Origin of the sequence: Escherichia sp. E2586, from assembly GCF_005781105.1 — a bacterium.
Taxonomy (GTDB): domain Bacteria; phylum Pseudomonadota; class Gammaproteobacteria; order Enterobacterales; family Enterobacteriaceae; genus Escherichia.
Genome location: NZ_VATN01000040.1, coordinates 1 through 20048, shown reverse-complemented (window position 1 = coordinate 20048; position 20048 = coordinate 1). Strand labels below are relative to the sequence as shown.

At 49.6% G+C, this 20048-nt stretch carries 15 protein-coding genes and 3 pseudogenes; 16 read left to right on the top strand and 2 right to left on the bottom strand.

Features of this window, described 5'->3' with window-relative positions; all coding sequences use genetic code 11:
• Nucleotides 1-964: 964 nt before the first annotated feature.
• The 13 genes and pseudogenes from FEK50_RS23265 to tssE all read left to right on the top strand — a co-directional run bounded on the left by FEK50_RS23265 (nt 965) and on the right by tssE (nt 15998).
• Nucleotides 965-1228 carry a PAAR domain-containing protein gene (locus tag FEK50_RS23265; RefSeq protein ID WP_130210724.1) on the top strand — a complete coding sequence of 88 codons (264 nt, stop codon included), beginning with the start codon at nt 965-967 and terminating at the stop codon, nt 1226-1228.
• Nucleotides 1229-1230: 2 nt separating this feature from the next.
• The gene (locus tag FEK50_RS23260) at nt 1231-2439 is read left to right on the top strand and encodes a hypothetical protein (RefSeq protein ID WP_130210722.1); all 1209 of its coding nucleotides are present in this window, start codon (nt 1231-1233) and stop codon (nt 2437-2439) included.
• Entirely contained in the window at nt 2432-5803 is a 3372-nt protein-coding gene (locus FEK50_RS23255) for an ImcF-related family protein (RefSeq protein ID WP_131162573.1), read from the top strand. Before FEK50_RS23260 ends, FEK50_RS23255 begins: the two co-directional genes overlap by 8 nt.
• 130 nt (nt 5804-5933) lie before the next feature.
• Nucleotides 5934-6100 (top strand): annotated as a pseudogene (locus tag FEK50_RS23250) (type VI secretion system protein TssA); the annotation flags it as partial.
• A 33-nt stretch (nt 6101-6133) separates the two neighbouring features.
• Nucleotides 6134-7903, top strand: a complete 1770-nt coding sequence (gene tssF, locus FEK50_RS23245) for a type VI secretion system baseplate subunit TssF (RefSeq protein WP_130210718.1) — start codon at nt 6134-6136, stop codon at nt 7901-7903.
• Nucleotides 7867-8949, top strand: a complete 1083-nt coding sequence (tssG, locus tag FEK50_RS23240) for a type VI secretion system baseplate subunit TssG (protein ID WP_130210716.1) — start codon at nt 7867-7869, stop codon at nt 8947-8949. The genes tssF and tssG overlap by 37 nt, the downstream gene beginning before the upstream one ends.
• Before the next feature lie 35 nt (nt 8950-8984).
• Nucleotides 8985-9509, top strand: a complete 525-nt coding sequence (gene tssJ / locus FEK50_RS23235; RefSeq protein ID WP_130210714.1) for a type VI secretion system lipoprotein TssJ — start codon at nt 8985-8987, stop codon at nt 9507-9509.
• Between the two features lie 4 nt (nt 9510-9513).
• A pseudogene (vgrG, locus tag FEK50_RS24645) lies at nt 9514-11748 on the top strand (type VI secretion system tip protein VgrG); the annotation flags it as partial.
• Nucleotides 11749-11775: 27 nt separating this feature from the next.
• Nucleotides 11776-13077 carry an S-type pyocin domain-containing protein gene (locus FEK50_RS24640; protein ID WP_346475856.1) on the top strand — a complete coding sequence of 434 codons (1302 nt, stop codon included), beginning with the start codon at nt 11776-11778 and terminating at the stop codon, nt 13075-13077.
• Between the two features lie 3 nt (nt 13078-13080).
• A complete protein-coding gene (locus FEK50_RS23225) occupies nt 13081-13356 on the top strand; it encodes a bacteriocin immunity protein (RefSeq protein ID WP_130210710.1) in 276 nt (91 codons plus the stop codon).
• 678 nt (nt 13357-14034) lie between these two features.
• Nucleotides 14035-14433: a hypothetical protein gene (locus FEK50_RS23215; RefSeq protein WP_130210706.1), complete on the top strand. Its 399-nt coding sequence runs from the start codon at nt 14035-14037 to the stop codon at nt 14431-14433.
• 823 nt (nt 14434-15256) lie between these two features.
• Nucleotides 15257-15556, top strand: coding sequence for a bacteriocin immunity protein (locus FEK50_RS23200; protein WP_130210704.1), 300 nt, complete (start codon nt 15257-15259; stop codon nt 15554-15556).
• Between the two features lie 7 nt (nt 15557-15563).
• Nucleotides 15564-15998 (top strand): type VI secretion system baseplate subunit TssE, encoded by a 435-nt coding sequence (tssE, locus tag FEK50_RS23195; RefSeq protein ID WP_130210702.1) that lies wholly within the window; start codon nt 15564-15566, stop codon nt 15996-15998.
• 18 nt (nt 15999-16016) lie between these two features.
• On the opposite strand, the pseudogene hipA reads toward tssE, so the two are convergent.
• Both hipA and hipB read right to left on the bottom strand, forming a co-directional pair.
• Nucleotides 16017-17346 (bottom strand): annotated as a pseudogene (gene hipA / locus FEK50_RS23185) (type II toxin-antitoxin system serine/threonine protein kinase toxin HipA).
• Nucleotides 17346-17612: a type II toxin-antitoxin system antitoxin HipB gene (hipB, locus tag FEK50_RS23180; protein WP_130209497.1), complete on the bottom strand. Its 267-nt coding sequence runs from the start codon at nt 17610-17612 to the stop codon at nt 17346-17348. The pseudogene hipA and the gene hipB overlap by 1 nt, the downstream one beginning before the upstream one ends.
• Nucleotides 17613-18061: 449 nt before the next feature.
• On the opposite strand from hipB, the gene FEK50_RS24270 reads away from it, so the two are divergent.
• From FEK50_RS24270 to FEK50_RS23170, 3 genes are all read left to right on the top strand, one after another.
• A complete protein-coding gene (locus FEK50_RS24270; protein ID WP_165382765.1) occupies nt 18062-18223 on the top strand; it encodes a hypothetical protein in 162 nt (53 codons plus the stop codon).
• Nucleotides 18224-18535: 312 nt separating this feature from the next.
• On the top strand, nt 18536-19039 hold the full coding sequence (locus tag FEK50_RS23175) for a helix-turn-helix domain-containing protein (RefSeq protein WP_130209643.1): 504 nt from the start codon (nt 18536-18538) through the stop codon (nt 19037-19039).
• 56 nt (nt 19040-19095) lie between these two features.
• Nucleotides 19096-19596, top strand: a complete 501-nt coding sequence (locus FEK50_RS23170) for a DUF6622 family protein (protein ID WP_130209499.1) — start codon at nt 19096-19098, stop codon at nt 19594-19596.
• Nucleotides 19597-20048: the final 452 nt, after the last annotated feature.

Here is a 20048-nt window from a genome sequence, read left to right as displayed (position 1 = left end):
ACTAAAACGGGTCTATTTACAAAGAATCCACTAAAATCATTACTTGCTCATTACCTGGAGAGGGAGGTAAAGAAGCTTCATTCTTCATTGATAATATTACAAAAGAAATTAATTATAGTTTTGAAAAGAATGGTAAAACAGAGTTAAAAGTGGTTTTTAATGAAAGGAATAACCTGAGGCACACCAAAGATAGCAAAATGAGAATTACTTATTATGGCTTCAAGCGCGGCAAATACAATTATGTCATTAATGTAATCGAAGGTTCTGAAAAAAATAAATATACAATATCGTTTGATATCAAGAAAAATGGAAGGATTATTCAATCCAGTGATTGCTTACCGAGTTCATTTAGACACGATAGTATTATAAGTAATATATACTTGATATTCCTTACGTGAATGAGGAAAGATTTAATTTTCCATAAGCCCCCCAACAAAAATAAATTTCATTTTAACTCATCGAAGAGTTTTAAATTTAATGTTAATGCATTGATTGTTAAATTGGTGAATAAGATAGCCAGGTGTCAGGTTAGCGACTGGGATGGAGAGGTATATGGATATACCAGGACGGAGGAAAAGAAATATTAGTCAGTTCTGGAATGGCTTACATGCTTCAGTGCGTCTTACCATCTAAGGAAAATAGGATATATATCAAAGAAAAACAAAAAGGCGAAAGAAATTGCATTAAAAACCATTTCTGAATATCCGAGCGGAATTTTCATGAAAGTCAAAGCAAAAAATAAATAAAATTTATTTTATTTTTCGCGTAATAATAAGACCAGTGCTTAGCTTGTTTCCGGAGATAAGGTAAGGGTTATACGGATTTCACAAGATAATAAATGGGTAAATATTGGTTATATCAATATCAAAGGTTTACCTCTTATATTCTGGATCAACGCTGAAACACTTGAATAATAAATATTAATTTATTCCGCCCTGTAAACAATAAATTAATGGAGATACAAATGTTGCAAATTATTCGAAAAGGCGACAAAACCACTCACGGCGGTTCAGTCATGACCTGTTCTGACACCATGATATTTGGTGGGATTGGCGTGGCGCGTAAAGGTGATATGGTTTTCTGCCCGATACCTCTACATGGTCCGACAACCATCATCGAAGGTAATCCTGATTATCTTGATAACGGGATCCCGGTCGCCTTTCACGGCCATAAATGTGGTTGTGGCTGTACATTGATCAGCTCTTTTGCTTCTGCAAAGGTTGCCTGAGTATGCCAGTCCTGCTGGATGCTATCCCTGAAAAGGCGTCGAAGGTTCCACGACCTGATACCCGCCGATGGCTGCTGTTCCTGGCATTTGTCATGTCAGGAGGAATTGCGTTAACGCTCTGGAACTGGACGGCAGAACGCACTGGCTTTATTTTCTGGTTTACTGCGCTGGGATTGCCTTTCTGTCTCTGGGGGCTTCTTTTCTCCCTGCGCAGGTTTGCATATAAAGTAGAGCAGGTAGGGGCTGAGTCCAGGAATGCGGAACGCGAAGCGCTTATTGATAGCGAAACTTGTCGTGGTCAGCGCTGTGGCTGGATACTCGATACCTATGTTCAACACTTTTCAGGAAATACTCCCGCTGCACTGGTTAAAGCTGTTAATCATACTGTTCCAGCTTCAGAGACCTCCACGCCACGTGGTTCCAAATCTGCTGTCAGGTATGCAGCCTTACCCAGTTTTCAGACAGCTCTGGATACAGAACTCATCTCTGTAACGTCAACACTCGTCGCCCATGTACAAAAAATTACCGACATCCTTTCGCAGGATATTCCTTGCTGCCTGATGCTGGACTGTGACGATGATATCCGTCCCGGACTGGAGGAGCACTTCAGAAATGAACTCACGGCCAGAACCGGGAGAGTTTTCAGAGTCCTCGCAGGCAAAGGTCTGGCGGGATTTGATGCCTGGCTTGATCAGCGCTGGAACACTCCAGGCATTCTTGCAGAGGTGACGTTTTCATTGCCCGCGCAACCTGATGAAGGTGACGCCGATGCCATTACTCTTGTGGTGTTCAGCAACCGTAAGGCTGCTGGCTATCCAGATGCAGTATGCCTTCATCGCCCAGAAAAGGGTAAGGAAGTCCAGCTTGTAAAAACGCTGGACAGGGCGCTGTTATGGGCCGCAACAGCCCCTGAGGCACTAAAAACGGCCTGGTATACAGGTCCAGTCCTTTCAGGCGGAAGTGGATGGAATATGGCTTGTGAAGATAACGGGGTAACATTCAGCTTGTCAAAAGACAATCATGGAATTGATTCCGTTCTGGGATATGCCAGCCGCGCCGCCCCCTGGCTCGCTGTTATTCTTGCCTCAGTGGCATGCAGAGATAATGGCCCGCAGGTTATCGCCGCCCAACCCACCGCTGACAAAGACGACGTCTGGATCGCTGTCATCACCAAAGAAGAAGTTCGCAAGGAATCGCCCAAGAATGTCTAAGGTAAAAGTAAAAACTCTCATCGGCTCCGTTGTAACTGTCGCCTTTTTCCTGACAGCCATCGTGGCATTTCTGTTTTATGCCTTTCCGGAAAACGTAGCTTCGGCCACCGGCTTCGGTCCGTATGACGGCCAACGGATACTCACATTCTGCGCCATACTGGTTGCCACGTTGTTTTTACTCGGCTGGCTGACGGAGAAGGCTTTCGACCTCGCCGGTAAATCTGGGTTGTATTTCCAGTGGGGACGGAAAAAGGCTGAGAGCGTCACTCCGGTAATGAGCACCATTCCCGGTGAAGAAGACGACGATGAACCGGTCTTCAGCGAAGACGCCGTATCCGAACACCTGCGCTTTCGCTATGGACGTCGCTGGAAGCGTAGAGTGCGACTCCTTCTGGTGATGGGCAACCAGGACGACGTTCACAAAGCTGCCCCGGGCCTGTGTAATGACCTCTGGCAGGAAGGCGACGGCAATGTGCTGATTTATGGCGGTGACGCGCAGTCACTTCCGGACGAGATCTTCCTTTCAAAACTGAAGCGCCTGCGATCCGGGCAACCGGTTGATGGCATCATTCAGGTGATGAGTATTTCAGCCCTTCCAACGGATGGCGAACGGGATGCCCTCCTGCGTTACCGTCAGAAAGCCGACCATCAGTTGGGCTGGCAGGTGCCTGTCTGGCTGTGGCTGACTGACAACGCCACCGATGCTCAGCAGGGCGCGGAAACTGCTGCGACAGGGGTCATATTCGGGCCTGATGGCACCGTGAAAGACGCGGGTGAAGGGTTTTCTACATTGGCACTGCATCTGCAAAAAGCAGGTATGGCACAGATACTGAATAATCCGGCTGATTTCGGTCTGCTTCAGTTATCCCTCCAACTGCGGCAGGAGCTGAAAGCCAGTCTGGATGTTTTGCTCGGCGGGCTGATGCAGGGATCTGCGGTCTGGCGTTTACGCGGTGTCATGTTCAGTCCTGAAGTGGCCGTTGTCGGTTCGGTCCCAAACACACGCCCCGACACACTGACCTGGAAAGCCGTCATTGATGACTGTGATGCCGTCAGCGGCAGGAAGCTGGGCTTCGACTGGCTGAAGATGCTGCGGTTAATTCTGCTTTCCCTGATTGTCCTGTGGGGGGCCGCTACACTGCTGTCTCTGATCGTTAACCGTACTCAGATTTATCAGGCGCAGGAAACGGCAAGACAGGCAGCGGATACTGCAAAATCACTGGCTGAACGTCTGCACAATCAGCTCGTACTCCAGCAGGCCATTGCCCATCTGCAACATCGTGAGACGACCGGCGCGCCATGGTACACACGATTTGGTCTTAATCAGGACAGCGACACGCTGGCCGCACTCTGGCCGCTGTATGCGAAAAATAACGCACAGCTAATGAGGGATGCTACAGCAGACAGTCTCAGGCAGCAGCTGAATGCCTTTGTGCAACTACCTCCTGCCAGTGATGCCCGTACGCAGGGCACACAGCATACATATGACATACTCAAAAGTTATCTGATGCTGGCGCGTCCGGACAAAGCGGACGCCGGCTGGCTGGCAAAAAACGCGCTGAAAGCCTTACCGAAACGCCAGAATGTGCCGGATGGCATATGGCAGAACATCGCACCGAAACTGCTGGGTTTTTATGCGCAAAACCTCCCGGCTCATCCGGAATGGAAAATTAAGCCTGATGCCCAATTAATCAGCACAGTCCGTCAAATTCTGCTTAAGCAAATTGGCCAGCGGAACGCTGAGTCCGGGTTATATCAGGAGATGCTTAAGCGCGTGGCCAGCAACTGGCCTGATTTAACGCTTGCTGATATGACTGGCGACACCGATGCCTCAACGGTATTCAGCACTGATGAAGTCGTTCCTGGAATGTTTACGCGTCAGGCCTGGGAAGAGCAGGTACAGGATGCGATTGATGAGGTCGTGAAAACCCGCCGCGATGAAATTGACTGGGTACTGTCGGACAAGACCCATCAGACAGGGAGCGATATCTCCCCGGAGGCGCTGAAGGCCCGCCTGACTGAACGCTATTTCACCGATTTTGGTAACGCCTGGCTCAACATGGTCAACAGCATACAGTGGCAGGAAGCCACGTCACTGTCTGAGGCGATTGCCCAGCTCAGTCTGATCGGTGATGTCCGCCAGTCCCCGCTAGTGGCACTGATGAACACGCTGGCCTGGCAGGGGAAAACAGGGCAGAAAGGTGAGGCTCTGGCTGATTCAATCGTGGACTCAGCGAAAAAGCTGATCGGTCAGAAAAAAAATGCCAGACAGTTTATTGAACAGGCACAGGGCCCTAAAGGTCCGCTTGATGGCGTGTTTGGACCGCTGATGGGGCTTATGGAAGGTAAAGAGGGTACCGGTGCCAACGGTAACCTCAGTTTCCAGTCCTGGCTGGCCCGCGTAACTCAGGTGCGGCTGAAGCTTCAGCAAGTCACCAGCGCCCCGGATCCGCAGGCTATGTCGCAGATGCTGGCCCAGACAGTATTCCAGGGCAAAGCCATCGATCTGACCGATACCCGCGACTACGGCAGTCTGGTTGCGGCGAGTCTGGGGCAGGGGTGGAATGGATTTGGCCAGTCGTTATTTGTGCAACCGCTTGATCTGGCCTGGCGGCAGGTAATTGCCCCGGCTGCGGGTAGCCTCAATGTCCGCTGGCAGACAACCATTGTCGATCAGTGGAATAAGGCCTTTGCGGGACGGTACCCGTTTAAAGCCACCGGCAGCGATGCCTCCCTGCCGCTACTGGCTCAGTTCCTGCGTAGCGACTCGGGTCGAATCACTACCTTCCTGAAAACTAATCTCGGCGGGATCCTCCGCCAGGAAGGGAATCGCTGGGTCGTTGATCCTTCCGCAAGTCAGGGGATGGTTGTGAGTCCGGATTTTCTCCGGGCGATTAATCAGCTGGCGGAACTGTCAGATATCATGTTCTCTCAGGGCGATGCGAGTGTTCACTTCGAACTGATGGCGCGTCCTTCACGGGATGTTGCCAGAGTGCAGCTTACCCTCGATGAGCAGAACCTGGATTACTTCAATCAGATGGAAAGCTGGCAGAGCTTCACCTGGCCGGGGAATACTTACTATCCAGGTGTGTCGCTCATCTGGCGTAGTGTAAACAGCGGTATGCAACTCTTCGCCAGTAACCAGGGTAACTGGGGCTTCATTCGCCTGCTGGACAAAGCCCTGATCACTCCACTCGATGCCAGCCGTACACAACTGGTGTGGATCACCGCCGATGGCAATCCTCTGAAGTTCATCATGCGCAGCGAGCTGGGCGACGGTCCGCTAGCCTTACTAAAGCTACAGGGATTTACGCTGCCCGCGTCCATTTTTAACGTTGCTGCTGGCACTGAAGGTGTTGAGTAAATATGAACAGAGGCATTCATCCTGTGCTGGCCTTTGCTAAACAGGTAGATGGCTGGTCTTCAGGTGTATTCAGTCAGGTTGATAAGTGGCGGGAAACCGATTCACTTGCCCCATGCCGGTAGATGACGTTTCGCCAGTGCTGACGCTGGAAGACTCGGAGCCCGCTCTGTTGTTTGAAGTCCTGGCCCAACGCCTGAAGCTGCTACGAATGAAAGCCGGTCACAGTGAATCTGATAAAGCCCGTTGGTGGGTCTGATCGCCATTGACCCGGCCAGTGCCATGGTGCTCTGTGGCTAATATTCTCTTTAATAATTTTCAGGAATACCATGCATGGATGATTTAACCCTTCGCTATTACGAAGCAGAGATGCGCTATCTGCGTGAGGCGGGCAAAGAGTTCGCCCGTGCCCATCCGGATCGGGCAGCGATGCTTAATCTGGATAAACCCGGCGCCCGCGATCCTTATGTAGAGCGCCTGTTTGAAGGTTTTGCCTTCCTGATGGGCCGTTTGCGTCAGAAGCTGGATGATGACCTGCCGGAACTGACCGAAGGGCTGGTGAGTCTGCTGTGGCCACACTATATGCGGACCATCCCGTCGCTGGCTATCGTCGAATTCTCTCCTGACTGGCGTGGCCTTCGTCAGGCTGAACTTCTTGCCGAAGGTTTCTCCGTACAATCACGCCCTGTCGGGCCGCATAAAACCGCCTGCCAGTACCGGACGACTCGCGATGTTCCTCTGCAACCACTGCATCTTGCGGATGCCCGCCTTCATACTGAAACCGATGGCCGCTCTGCTATCCGTTTGCGCTTCGAATGCCCTGAAAAAGTGGACTGGAGCAAAGCCGGGATCGACAAAGTCGCCATATTCCTCAACGCAGAGAGTCCGATCAGTTCAGCACTCCACCTGGCATTGACCCGTCGCGTTCACGCCATGTACGCCCGCCATTCAGGGACATACACCGAACGTCATCAGTTTGATGGCTGGTGCAAACCCATGGGCTTTGACGACAATGACGGCCTGTGGAAGAAAGCCGATACTGCCTTCAGTGGTTACCAGCTGCTGCTGGAGTATTTCAGCTTCCGACCGAAATTTATGTTTGTTGAACTGCGTGGCCTCGACACCATCGGGCTAACTGAAGCCAGCTCCTGGTTTGAAATCGACATCGTGCTCAGTGAAGCCTGGTCATCCGATCTGCCTTTTGAAACGGAAAACTTCCGGCTGCACTGTGCACCGGTCATCAACCTCTTCACCCTGGAGGCCGATCCGCTGACGCTTAACCCGCTGGATAACGAATACCTGCTCAGGCCGTTGCGTCTTCAGGATGGTCACACCGAGATTTACAGCGTCGATGATATCCATGGCGCGGTAAAGAATGGCAAACACCCCTATGTACCGTTCACCAGCTTCCGGCACCGGGGCGGTATGATGCGCCACGATGCCCCTGAACGTTATTACCACACCCGCGTGAAACGCGGCCCCTCTGGCCTGTATGACACCTGGTTGATTCTCGGGGGGCGTTCGTTCGAGCTGGAGCAGCTGTCCGATAAACCAGAATCCCTTTCGATGCGAATAACCGGTACCAACGGGCAGCTTCCGCGCACAGCGCTGGAAAGTACGCTCCTGGACAGGGTGGCAAAAACCGGCAAAGTGCCCGTCAGGGTACTGAACGTCACCGCACCGACGATACCGCTGTATCCCCCTGCAAACGACCGTTTTCACTGGCGGGTGATGAGCCACCTCGGCTCAAACTTCCTCAGCATGATGGACAATCCGGAAGTCCTGCGGGGAACGCTGGCGCTGTACGACTGGACCGATGATGAAATGAACCGACGTCGGCTTGAAGCTATCGTCGCCGTGAAGCACACCCTGCTCCGCCGTTTTGAGAAGGGCTTTATGCTCCGGGGAGTAGACATAGAGGTCACGCTGAACATGGATAATTTTGCAGGCGAGGGGGATGTGAATCTCTTCGGCGAAATGCTGCACCGGTTCTTCGCGCGCTACGCTGATATTCACCTCTTCAACCAGCTTACGCTGGTGCTGCAACCGACAGGAAAACGACTGAGATGGCGCGAGAATCACAGCCAGTACGTCCCGGGCTAACACTAGTCCTGAGCAAAGATATCTGGCGGGCCAATTTTTATCGTTTCTGCCAGCTGCTGGAGCAGGAAAATCCGGACGCGCCGAAACTGGGCGCCTCCAGCCATCCAGCCAACGATCCGGTCCGCTTCAGGCCCTGGCCTGGTATGGGTTTCCCGGTCAGTACCCTCAAAGCGGTGGAGACTGACGAAGACCACCCGGAATTACCCCCAACGGTCCGTACGACATTTTTGGGGATATATGGCGTGGACTCCCCTCTGCCGACGTCCTGGCTGGACGACATTGCGCAGCGCCGCGAAGGGCACGAGGCAGTTACCTCGTTTCTGGATATTTTCAGCCACCGTATCACCACCCAGTATTATCGGATCTGGCGGAAATACGCCTGGCCGGCCACCTTCGAGGCAGGTGGCCGCGATGCCACATCTCAGTGTCTGCTGGGGCTGGTCGGCCTTGGTATACCGGGCACCGCTGAACAGGTGGCAACGCCGGTTTCACGCTTTCTGGCCTTGCTGGGTACCATGCGATTACCCACCCGCAATGCAGAAGGCATTCGGGCCCTGGTAAGCCTACTGGCACCGAATACCCGGGCAATTATCACCGAGCCCGATCCGGTTAAGGTCCATATCGATAACCGTAGCGGGTTGGGTACCGGGAACCGCATCTGTCTTTCTCAGCGAGCCACGCTGGGTAAAACGGCAAAGGAAGCATGCAGTCGGGTACTGGTGACGCTGGAGACAGAAGATCCGGAGGAAGCCGAAGGGTGGTTACCAGGTGGTTTCCTCCATACCGATTTACTGGTCCTGCTGCGCGTTTATCTCGGCTACCGCAGTGACGCCCGACTGCGCCTCACCGTACCCGTACGATTGTTGCCTGAGCCACGCCTTGGCAAAGGCAGACGTATCCAGCTGGGCCGCACCGGCTTGCTGGGCCTGAAAGCAGGCAAGCTCAGCAATAGTCGGGGAAGTCTGACCGTCAGTCTGGGCTGCTATGAAGGGTTGCAATGTTCTGCGCTACCGTCCGCTGAAGACGGGCACTACCGCTTCGAATAATCACGTACTCCCACTCTCAATAAAGGAACTTTTGAATGGCAACAGTAACCCGTTGGTGGGCGCTGACGCTTATTGCCTGTAGCCTGCTCGCTGGCTGCGGTCTGACTCAGACTGTCACGGACGGTACGGTCAGCATCACGAAATCCATCTTCTACAAGAAAATCAAAACGCTGCATCTGGATTTTACCCCGCGTACGGCCATTAACGCTGATGGCGCACAGACACCGCTGGCAACGATGGTGAGAGTTTATCAGCTCAGGGATCGTAAAGCGGTTGATGCCGCCGATTACCAGACACTGCTGCGCAATGCCGATACGGTACTTAAAGACGACGTACTGGCGTCTAAAGAGCTGCTGGTGATGCCAGAAGGCAGCATGACACTCAATATGCCCATGGATGAAGACGCTCAGTTCGTGGCGGTGGTGGGATTATTTAACCGCCCGGATCAGAAGGACAACCGCTGGCGCCTGGTGCTGACCCGTGACGATCTGGACCCGGACAACCCCCGCACGATTGAACTGGGTGATGGCTGGCTCAGCCTCGTGCCGGTGAAGGAGTGACGTGATGGATAACTGGTTAGCGCTTTTTGACGGACAGACCCGATATTTTCTGGATATTTTTGACAGCTCAGTGAAGCCGGATGTTCTGCGCTTTTACGGCAGGGAAGCACTGAGCGAACCCTTCAGCTGGGACATCGAGTTCACAACGCTTCAGGCGAATATCCCCCCGGAAGAGGTGCTGATGAAATATGCCTCTTTCCGGATGCGGAGCGGTAAAAGTGTGCACGGCATGGTGACCCGCCTGGAATGGCTTTCCACCTCAAAGGACCAGTCTCACTACCGGCTTACGATCAGTTCGCGCCTGGCGCTCCTGGGATATACCCGACAGTGCGTGGTCTATCAGAACCAGTCTGTTCCTGAGGTGGTTGAGCAGGTGCTGCGTAAACACGGTCTGGAAGGTCCCGATTTTGAATTCAGACTGGAGCGCACCTACCCACCACGTGAAATTATCACTCAGTGGCGGGAAACGGATTTGCAGTTCATTCAGCGCATTCTGTCTGAGGTGGGTATTTACTGGCGTACGGAGATGGACGACGTGCGCGGTCTGGATACTTACATACTGGCCGACAGCCAGCTTAACTATCAGTTTGATGTGCAGTTGCCCTACAGCGAGCCGTCGGGGTTGTTCGACAGTGTGGCAGAATCGGTCTGGGATGTGCGGACCTGGCACAACATTGCCACCGGCACTGTCACCACGCGTGATTACAACTACCGGACAGCCACCATGCCGATGAATGCGGCGGTCAGCGTGCGTAATGATGTGGTCACCACCGGGGAGCATTACCGCTACGCAGCCCCTTATCGTGAAGCGGGAGACGATGCCAGCCCGGAGCCGGAAACCGAATCTGGCGCGTTCTGGGCCCGACTTCACCACGAGCGGGAGCTCAACAGGTCGGCCCGTATTCACCTGTTCAGCAATGCTGCACACCTCACACCCGGGCAGGTGCTGGAGCCGCAGGGCGATGTCATTACGGCCCTGCAAGAGGGCGTCATCCTTACGCTGGTGACCTTCCGGGGCGCCCGTGATTCCCGTCTGCATGTGTCGGTCTGGGGCCAGCCTTACACCGAACGTTACTGCTTCCGTCCGGCAGAGATCCCGCGTCCGGTCATCGCGGGTACGCTTCCGGCACGGATCGAAAGTCGCGAAAAAAATGATACCTACGCACATCTGGATGAGCAGGGGCGCTATCGGGTGAAGCAGGACTTCGACCGGGAGGGGACGGAACCCGGTTACGGCTACCTTTGGCTGCGGATGGCGAAGCCTTATGCCGGTGAAACGCTGGGCTGGCATACGCCGCTCATCGATGGCACCGAAGTGGCGATTGCGTACAGCAATGGCGATATTGATCTGCCGTACATCGCCTGTGCACTACACGACTCCGAACATCCCGATCTTGTGAACCGGGACAATCATACCCGGAACATCCTCCGGACACCGGCCAACTCAAAATTGCGGATGGAAGACAAGCGTGGTGAGGAGCACATCAAACTCGCCACGGAATACGGTAAAACGCAGCTCAACAACGGGCACCTGGTGAACAGCAAAGGACAACTTCGCGGTAAAGGCACAGAGCTGCGCACCGATGAGTGGGGAGTCCTGAGAGCAGGAAAGGGACTCTTTGTCGCTGCGGATGTCCAGGCGAAAGCGCAGGGTGATGCTCTGGACATGGATGCTGCATTGAAGGAAATCGACAGGCTTAATCAGCAACTGCAACAACTGGAAATGGCCGCAGAAAAGGCCCTGGCGCTGAAGGGGGATGTCGACAGCCAGATACAGATGTTTGAGCAGCGGCTGAAACCGCTCAATGAAGCGGTGCTTTTCTCGGCGCCGGAAGGCATGGCACTGACCAGTGGAGAAGATATGCAGCTGGCCGCGGGCCGGAACCTTGCGCTTAACGCCGGAGAAGACTTCAGTGCTGGAGTGATGGGCAATGCGACCGCTTTGACCGGGGAGAAGCTGGGGCTCTTTGCCCGCACCGGTCAACTGAGCCTGAAATCCGGGGAAGGGCCAATAGATGTCCAGGCGCAAAACGCCAGTATGCGGTTGTTCGCTGAGAAGAAGCTGACGCTGAGCTCAGCGAGTGACATCTCCTTTGCCGGAAAAAAACGTATCACGCTGATTGGTGGTGGCAGTTATCTGAAGCTTGAGGCCGGGAAGGTCGAGTATGGTACGACAGCGTCGTATGTACGGAAGGTGAAAAGGACGATGGCGGCATCAGCCAGTGCTAAACCTCCGGAGGCCTTATCCTTACCGCCTCCAGCGACCATGAGAGAATTCAATCCCGAAACGCTCACCCCGTGGGTGACGCCGGTGTATGCAAAATCCTGCCTGAAGGAGAAAGGCTGCACGGATGCCGGTACTGCCGAAGAGCCCGTTGATAACTTTGGACAGATGACAATTTTTGCCCAGCCTGTCGAGGACGACTGCTGCGGTTATGGCCATCAGCATGAGCATGCAGATGATGAAGTCGTTCAGCATGCCCAGTCAGCCAAAAAGCGTAAGCCTGACGCCGGGGGCGCTCAGGCAACGGCTGCACCACTTGCTCTTGGGGCTGCTACGGGCGTGATGACCCAGGTCTGGGGAGAATGGTCCCTGACCGGCGTATTGGGCGCGGCCCGGGGAATTCCGTATGTAGGAGCGATGATGTCCGCACTCTACGTTCCATCTGCGGGCGAGGGGAGTGACAGGGTTCCTGGCCGGGATGAATTCTGGTACGAGGAAGAGCTGCGGCAGAAAGCCATCACCGGGGCAAAAGCGACAACCCGGGTGAGATTCTTCTGGCGCCAGGATGAACAGGGCAACATGCGGGTCTATGGCGTCCATACGGGTGAAGGTACCCCGTATGAAGGTGTCCGCACAGCAAACATGGTGTGGAATAGTGAGCATAATCAATATGAGTTCACTCCAGCTCACGGTGCCGATGGTCCGCTGATTACCTGGACGCCAGAGAGACCTGAGGGCAGTGACCTTCCCTCACATACCGGCAGCGACATCAAGCCAATAGACCAGGCAACAATACTCGTCACGCCAATTCCTGACGGTAAAGATGAATACACGACACCACCTTTCCCGGTGCCGGAAGAACGCGATCTTAACGATTACATTCTGGTGTTCCCTGCGGATTCAGGGATTAAGCCGATTTATGTTTATCTCAAAACCGCGAGGGATGAGCCAGGTGTGGCAACAGGGAAGGGGGAGACGCTATCAGGTTCAGAGAAATGGCTTGAGGCTGCGAGCTCTGGTCTGGGGGCACCTGTACCTGCGCAGGTTGCTGATAAACTTAGAGGAAAACCCTTCCGTAACTTTGACCATTTTAGAGAAGAGTTTTGGCTTGCTGTGGCAGAATGTCCTGAATTGATGAGTCAGTTTAAAAGGGTTAACCAGATGGAAATAAGAGATGGGAATGCTCCTTTCAGCATAGTGCCAGAACAAGTTGGTGGAAGAAAAAGATTTGAAATACACCATATAGAACGTATTATTGATAGTGGGGCTGTTTATGACTTTGAAAACATGCGCGTAAACACAGTTAGAAATCATATTAATTTACACTCAAAGAAAAATAGGTGATTTATGGAGTTTAAGCCAAAGCTTGAGGATTATACAGAGGATGAGTTCAGAACCTTTTTAAATGAATTTTTCACGAACCCAAAAAAATTAAAAGGAAAAGAGCGGCAGCAGTATATAGATAATTTAGTTGCGCACTTTGACCTAATTGTAAATCACCCTGAAGGTAATGGATTGTTATTCTATCCCCCAGACGACCGTGAAGATAGCCCTGATGGGGTGATCGGGGAAATAATAAGATGGAGAAAATCCCAAGGGCTTCCACTTTTTAAAGATAGTTAAGAATTAATACCTGAACTCAATATGGCTATCTGATGAGATAATCTAACCAAACATTTCTGCTTGCACATTATGAGGAATGCAAAGCTGATTATGATTAACAATAGGTGTGTTAAAAACAAATTGGAAGATTATACTAAAAATAAATTCATGAAAATCTTGAATGAATTTTACTCAGAACATAGATCATCGTCATCACCTAAGGGTAACGAGCTAGAAACTTATTTAGATAATCTCCTTGATATGTTGACTGTACTGGTTGGGACCGGAGAAGTTAGTGACTTTATATACTACCCAGACACACCTGAAAATGATTCGCCTGAAGGTGCATTAAATGAAATAATTAAATGGAGAAAATATCAAGAGCTTCCATTATTTAAGGACTTCTAGGTCAAAGAATCATGAATAGAATATCATCATGACTGCTGCGTAACGGTCTTAATTTAGTAACAAAAATGGACTTGTTGGGGAATGATATTCGGAGTCGCTGGATATTATGGAGCGGACTTGGTTGCGGATTATATTGATGAAAATTAATTTCGATCGTTTATTTAGCAAAAAAAAAATAACCTTCAGGATATCTATTCTGAAAATACCTTTATCACAATCCCAGACTCAGAAAGAAGATACCCACCATTCTTTTTTGTTGGGAGCGGGGTATATGCATACTCAACCAGGTTCATGATTAAATCCGATGACTTAGCAAAGCTAGTTGATACGATCGAGGAAAGGTTCAACAAAAAGATAACCAGCAATAAAGCTATTTATTCGCTCAAAAACAGCACTCTTCACTATTATCAATTTAAAGAATTTGGTCAAACAGCAGTAGATATAATAACTAATGACAACAACCTCATTGATAATATTTACGCTTTATATTTAGAACCACCGCTACCGAGCACTGTATTCCCTAACCGGGATGTAGAAACATTCGGAAGTCTACAAGGCGATATAGAAGCATGGTGGAGTATATATTGGCACCCTTTCTGGGGGAGGCTATCTCTGGAAAAGAAAAAACATTACGTAGAGCAAAAAAATTTATCTAATGAGCTAAAGGAATTCCTACTTCTCCATAACTAACATCATTCCCGCAAAATGACTTTCGCCCAAGATGATCTCTGAGGTTTATGCCATGCGGTCTGGCGCAGACCAGTGTGAATGGTAAAATCGGCATCACGATTTCAACATAAATTTATTCACTATGGTAAATAGGAGACACGAAATGATAAATGTAACTGAGATGAGCGAAAACATTTCCAATTATACAGAGAACGAATTCACCGAAATTGTAAGTGAATTCTATCCCGAGCAAGTATCAAAAAAATCATTAAGCAATACAGAATTAGAAAATTATTTGGACAAGCTTTTGGATAAAATCATTTACTTAGTTGGCTCAGTTACTGCGAGTGATTTTATATATTACCCTAACACCCAGAAGAAGACAATCCAGAATCCGTAATTAAGGAAATAAAAAATCAAGAAAAAACCATGGATTAGCTCTTTTTAAAGATTAATAAAACCACACAAAATGAATAGAAGGTAATTTATGGAACTTAAAAACTCATTTTCAGAATATACACAACAAGAATTTTTGCTTTTTTGAATGAATTTTTTAAGAATTCAAGAAAAGCAAAGCCAAAGGGGGAATCTCTTAGTGATTATTTGACAAAATTATCGAATCACTTTGACAAAATCACGGAGCATCCTGAAAAGAGCGATTTAATATTTCACCCAAAGGATAATTCAAAATGTACTCCGGAAGGATTGATTGAGGCAGTTTTAAACTGGAGAATATCCCAAAGCCTTCCTATTTTCAAAGATATTTAAACTAGAACGTTATAACCCTATGTAATTCCAAGAGTAAATGACACTTTATTAAATCCATAATTACAGACAGAAAAATATGTTTGAATTTATGCGTACGTTTAATGATTACACTGAAAATGAATTTCTCGAATTCTTACATGAATTTAGAAAAGCAACAAGGAAAGATAAGTTTCTAAAAGGGAAAGAATTAGATACTTACTTAGATAAGCTCATGTACCATTTCATAGTTATTACTGAGCACCCTAAGCAAGGAGACCTAATAGCCTATCCTGAATCACCAGAAGACGGGAACCCCAATAATATTATCAAAATTGTGAGGGTGTGGAGAAAATCTCAAGGCCTCCCACTTTTTAAAGACTCTGAAGCGGATTCTTGAGGTCTAAATGTCCAATAGAAAATCCCCATCGTTATATGAAATTCTCACTGGCAACTTTACAGGGGATCTTCCCCTTGAAGTTGTAAACGAAGAAGACCAGGTCATTTTATCCGTGCTGGATAACATCCAGCGTATCTTGAACGCCCGGGCCGGGACCATATCTCATCTACCAGATTATGGTTTGCCGGATATGACCAAAATTCTGCAAGGCATGCCCGGAACAGCCCACGAGCTAATCGATACGCTGGCCGGTGTTCTACTCAAGTATGAACCACGTTTGCAGTCCCTTAATGTAACTTTATTCGAACAGCAAGTGCCCGGGGAGCTGCGTTACGCCATAGATGCGGAACTGAGAGGTATCGGACTTGTACGGTATGGGACCGAGTTTATGCCAGAGGGAAAGGTGATGATCAGACACTTGAAACAGCAGCAAAATCTGTAAAAACATCAATTTATCTAATCAATTCATACCCTCATTTCCATATTCTCGGCTTAACCGACCGTGCAACCTCAACACATTGGTTTCAATTGCCGTCAACACGTTCTCCGGAAAATCTGCCGATAATGAAGTCTTCACGTTATCCAGTGCTGCGGGAATCATTCTGGCAAAGTCACTCAGGATTTCATGCATCTGCACTTCCGGGAATTTCAGTGCCTTTGCTGTCGCCAAAAAATGTCGCGGATAAATTTTATTGATTACCGTTTTCTGCCTTTGGATGCATTAAGCCCCATTGCCAGTTTGAGATCGCTGATATGTATTCCCGGGCCACCCAATACCGGAAATGCTGAAATGATGTCGTAAAATGGCGTGAGTCGATAACTACCGCCGGCCTAGATAAACACAGAGAAATTTTTCGCATGGCCGTCCGTCGCGCCAATCAACCACTGGAATACCTGGAATTTCATAAAATCATAACGATCGCGAAGCGCCTCGCTGGACCCCATTAAAAACGCCATGATCCGCGCGATGCCTGGGCCTCCGTCAGATTCATATTTCACCGATGAAGGTAAACCGAATGTCTGACACATATCCTCCTGCGGCAAGCGAAGTAAAACCGTTCGTTCAGTATTCCAGCGTCTGTCAAAGCGTTCGACCGCTAACGCGCGCACCTTTCCCGCTTTAATGATTTCTGCGTCGGGAACATTCAACCCGAATTCTTTTGCCAGCAGCAGACAGTAATACTCATTATCAACACTCTGACTGAGATCGAGCGTCGCGTTGGGCTGCCTGATTTCACCAATCGGCAATTTAATGATATGCGTCGTCGGCGTTATTCCTTTCGGAATGCACCAGTCATTGCCCATTCTGAGCAGCGCGGTCTTCTCCTGCGCGCCAGCAACCGAGATGCGAAAGTCATCTTCCTCCTAATCATGTCTAGCGGGATATCTGCTTTATAAGCCGTTAATACTTCTTCAAGTCTGGCTTCAGTAAGCTTTTCCCATGCCATTATCGGGCGCGTTACGGTTTCGTCTTCTGGTAATAACGTCACGGCGCCAACGCTGTCTCGCCCTATTTCTGACAATAAATCAAACGGTTGTCTGGATTTAGCATGATAACGTTTAACGATCCGGTCGCGTAAAATCGGGCTATCGGGTAACAGGTTATCGAAGAAGTTAAATACGGCATCAGAGGTGATATTCCCCCTCTGCAATGGCAGCGAAAGCGACAATGGCCTGGCATAACGGTTGGCTAACCACTCCGGCGCATACTTAAAGGTATGGGCACCGTTGGCCAGCTTCGTCAACTCGCCTACCCGCTGGTTGTTCATCCACGTGACAAGTTTAGGCATTACCACTCCAGATCTTGCTGATCAGTTGATTCTGGCGAGGCATTTTTCGTGTCGCATAGCGTCATTGATAGCTTAAGCGACAGTAATATCTTAAAAAATGTTGTTAGCGTGGTGTTGTCAGGGTTGTTTTCGAAATTGGAAATGGTCGCCTGTTTTATACCGATTTTTTTCGCCAGCTCGCTCTGCGTCCAGCCATTTTGCTGACGAACCAGTTTCATTGCATTTGCTAATTGCGTTGGGCTATAGATCATCGGAAAGCTTATCATGCCATACGTCCACAAGAAGTTTATCCGCTTTAGGGGATATTTTCAGTTTTATCCTTTAGTGAGGATAAAGTCAATCTGCAAACGCATTTTATCCGCTTTACGGGATAAACACTGCGATAGCCGCGATCGCGGATAAAAACGACCATACAGGTATAGTGCATCTCCACTACACCGGGTGGCGTCAGCCCCATTACCCCGATGCAGTCCATTTTCTTCTGACTTTTCTGTGTGTTTTGTGTGTATTTTAGCCAAGAATGTGATCAGTACCCGATATAGTGGATCACGTCATTGCCACCATACCTGATAGCGTGATGGCACGGTTAGGAAACTTTACCTGGTACAGTGTATCGTGAATGATGATCGGCTCTGATAACGCGATGATACTGAAGTGAAAGCTGTACCCTGTGTAGTGGATCCAGTGAAAGTGCGCACCCGGTATAGTGTGCTTCATGGCTGAATCGGAGTTTGCCGCAGGTAGCCCTGCGTCCACCATCATGACAGACACTGGTCGCAGGACTCGCGAGCCGTATGTAGGTAATCCACTATGCCGGGTGAATGATATGTTGATCCATGCTGACGGACAGCTGGTTATCCACAAAAACGGAGCATAACCTTGTGACCGGAATCCGGATAAGACGAGATAATCATCATTACTGCGGCATCACCAGTAAGGGGTAACCCTGCTCCTCTTTTACTTCAGTTTCTCTATATTCAGCATAAATTCAGACGTTCCGCTGATGCTGGAAGTCGACGGAAAGAACGGGAAGCTGCGGCTGTCACCCAACCCCAGACCCAACTGAATGTGCCGGGGTCCGACCTTATGACACTGGCGTGTCGCCTTGCTGTCATGGTGGTGTCGTATACGGTGCCGGACTGATGTGCAAGTATTATTGTCACAGACATTGCAGAGAACGGGAACAATGATGACTGTCGCTGAAAAGGTGAAAACATATCGTCTGAGAAAGGCATGGTCGCAGGAACAACTGGCTGAAGTCGCCTCTCTTTCTGTAAGGACTGTGCAGCGAACTGAAAAAGGCCAGAAGCCGAGTCTGGAAACACTCAGTGCGATTGCTTCAGCCTTTGATATAAATGTTTCTGATCTCTCGGAAGAGACTTACGTTGCCAGCCAGGCTCTTGATGAACGCATCAGCGAAGCCAAAATTCAGGTAGCACAGGAAACCCGGTTTTATCGGATTCTGGTTACTGCTGTTCTGGTATGCACAGCATTAATGATAATTAACTCTCTGTTTACCCCGGAAAGTTACTGGTCCGTTGTGGTAGCTGTTATATGGGGAGGACTTGTCATACTCAGGGGAATACGCGTGTTTATCATGCGAGGGAAAATCGCCTTATGGCAACAACGCAGGTTGCAGAAAATTCTTCGGTCAGGAAATAAAATATCGAATAACAATACCACTGAAAAGTAATGGTGTGCCGATTCACCTGTACTGAAAAAGATTAACTTTCGTAACTGGGACAACTTATGAATATTGCAATCTTTTTAAGAGATACACCTGTCTGGATATGGATCCTGCTGGCTTTTTTACTGCGACGCGGCTTTGCTGCTCTTTATGTCCGGGAGATGACAATCAGGCGGTTGTTTTTTCTCCCAGTGCTTTTTCTTGTCTGGGGGGCATATGGTGTTATCACTGAGACAGCACTTGCTGGCGCAAGCCTTTCAATGATGGCAGCAGGACTGCTCGCAGGCACGGCTCTTGGATACAGGTTGTGGCGCTTACAGCCACCGCTGAGAGATTCAGATAATCCGGGCATGATTATCAGGGCTGGGACGCCGCTGACCCTGGGGCTGATTGTGATTACTTTTTGCATGAAGTTCATACTTACTTCAGCCATTTATCTGCAACCGGGATTACGGTCATCCGCAAGTTTTTGTATGTTGTTTGGCGGTGTAACAGGACTTATTGATGGCGTATTCTGGGGAGGAACCCTGAGCCTTTTCATCCCTTGGTACAGCAGAAGATGATTAACCGTAACTACCGGTGATCGAAACCCAAAGGACCCGCTATTCATTGTTGTTGGCTCACGCCAGATGAAATTGAAATTTTCGCTTGTGGTAAGCGATGGTCGCACAGTTAGGGTATACCCCAAGGCATAAACGCTATAAGCGTTGTAGGATTGCTCTTGGATCTGTGACAATTGATAACTTACAAAAAGCTTTGCTTAAAATCCGTAAACCGTGGAGAACGAGCAATATCGTTATCCCGTCATTTATTTAATTAAATGTCTGCTTCACAGCAGACACTCAACAGCGCCGTCCGCGTCTATAACTGACCTATCGCGCTTAATGTTCTATATTGCTGTTCTGTTAACCGACTGGGGCCGAGTGACATTTATCGCAAGCCATGCCTAAGTGCGTACAATGAATCGCATAAAAAAGTAACTTATTGATTTTAATGTCAAAGCTCAGTGAAAATG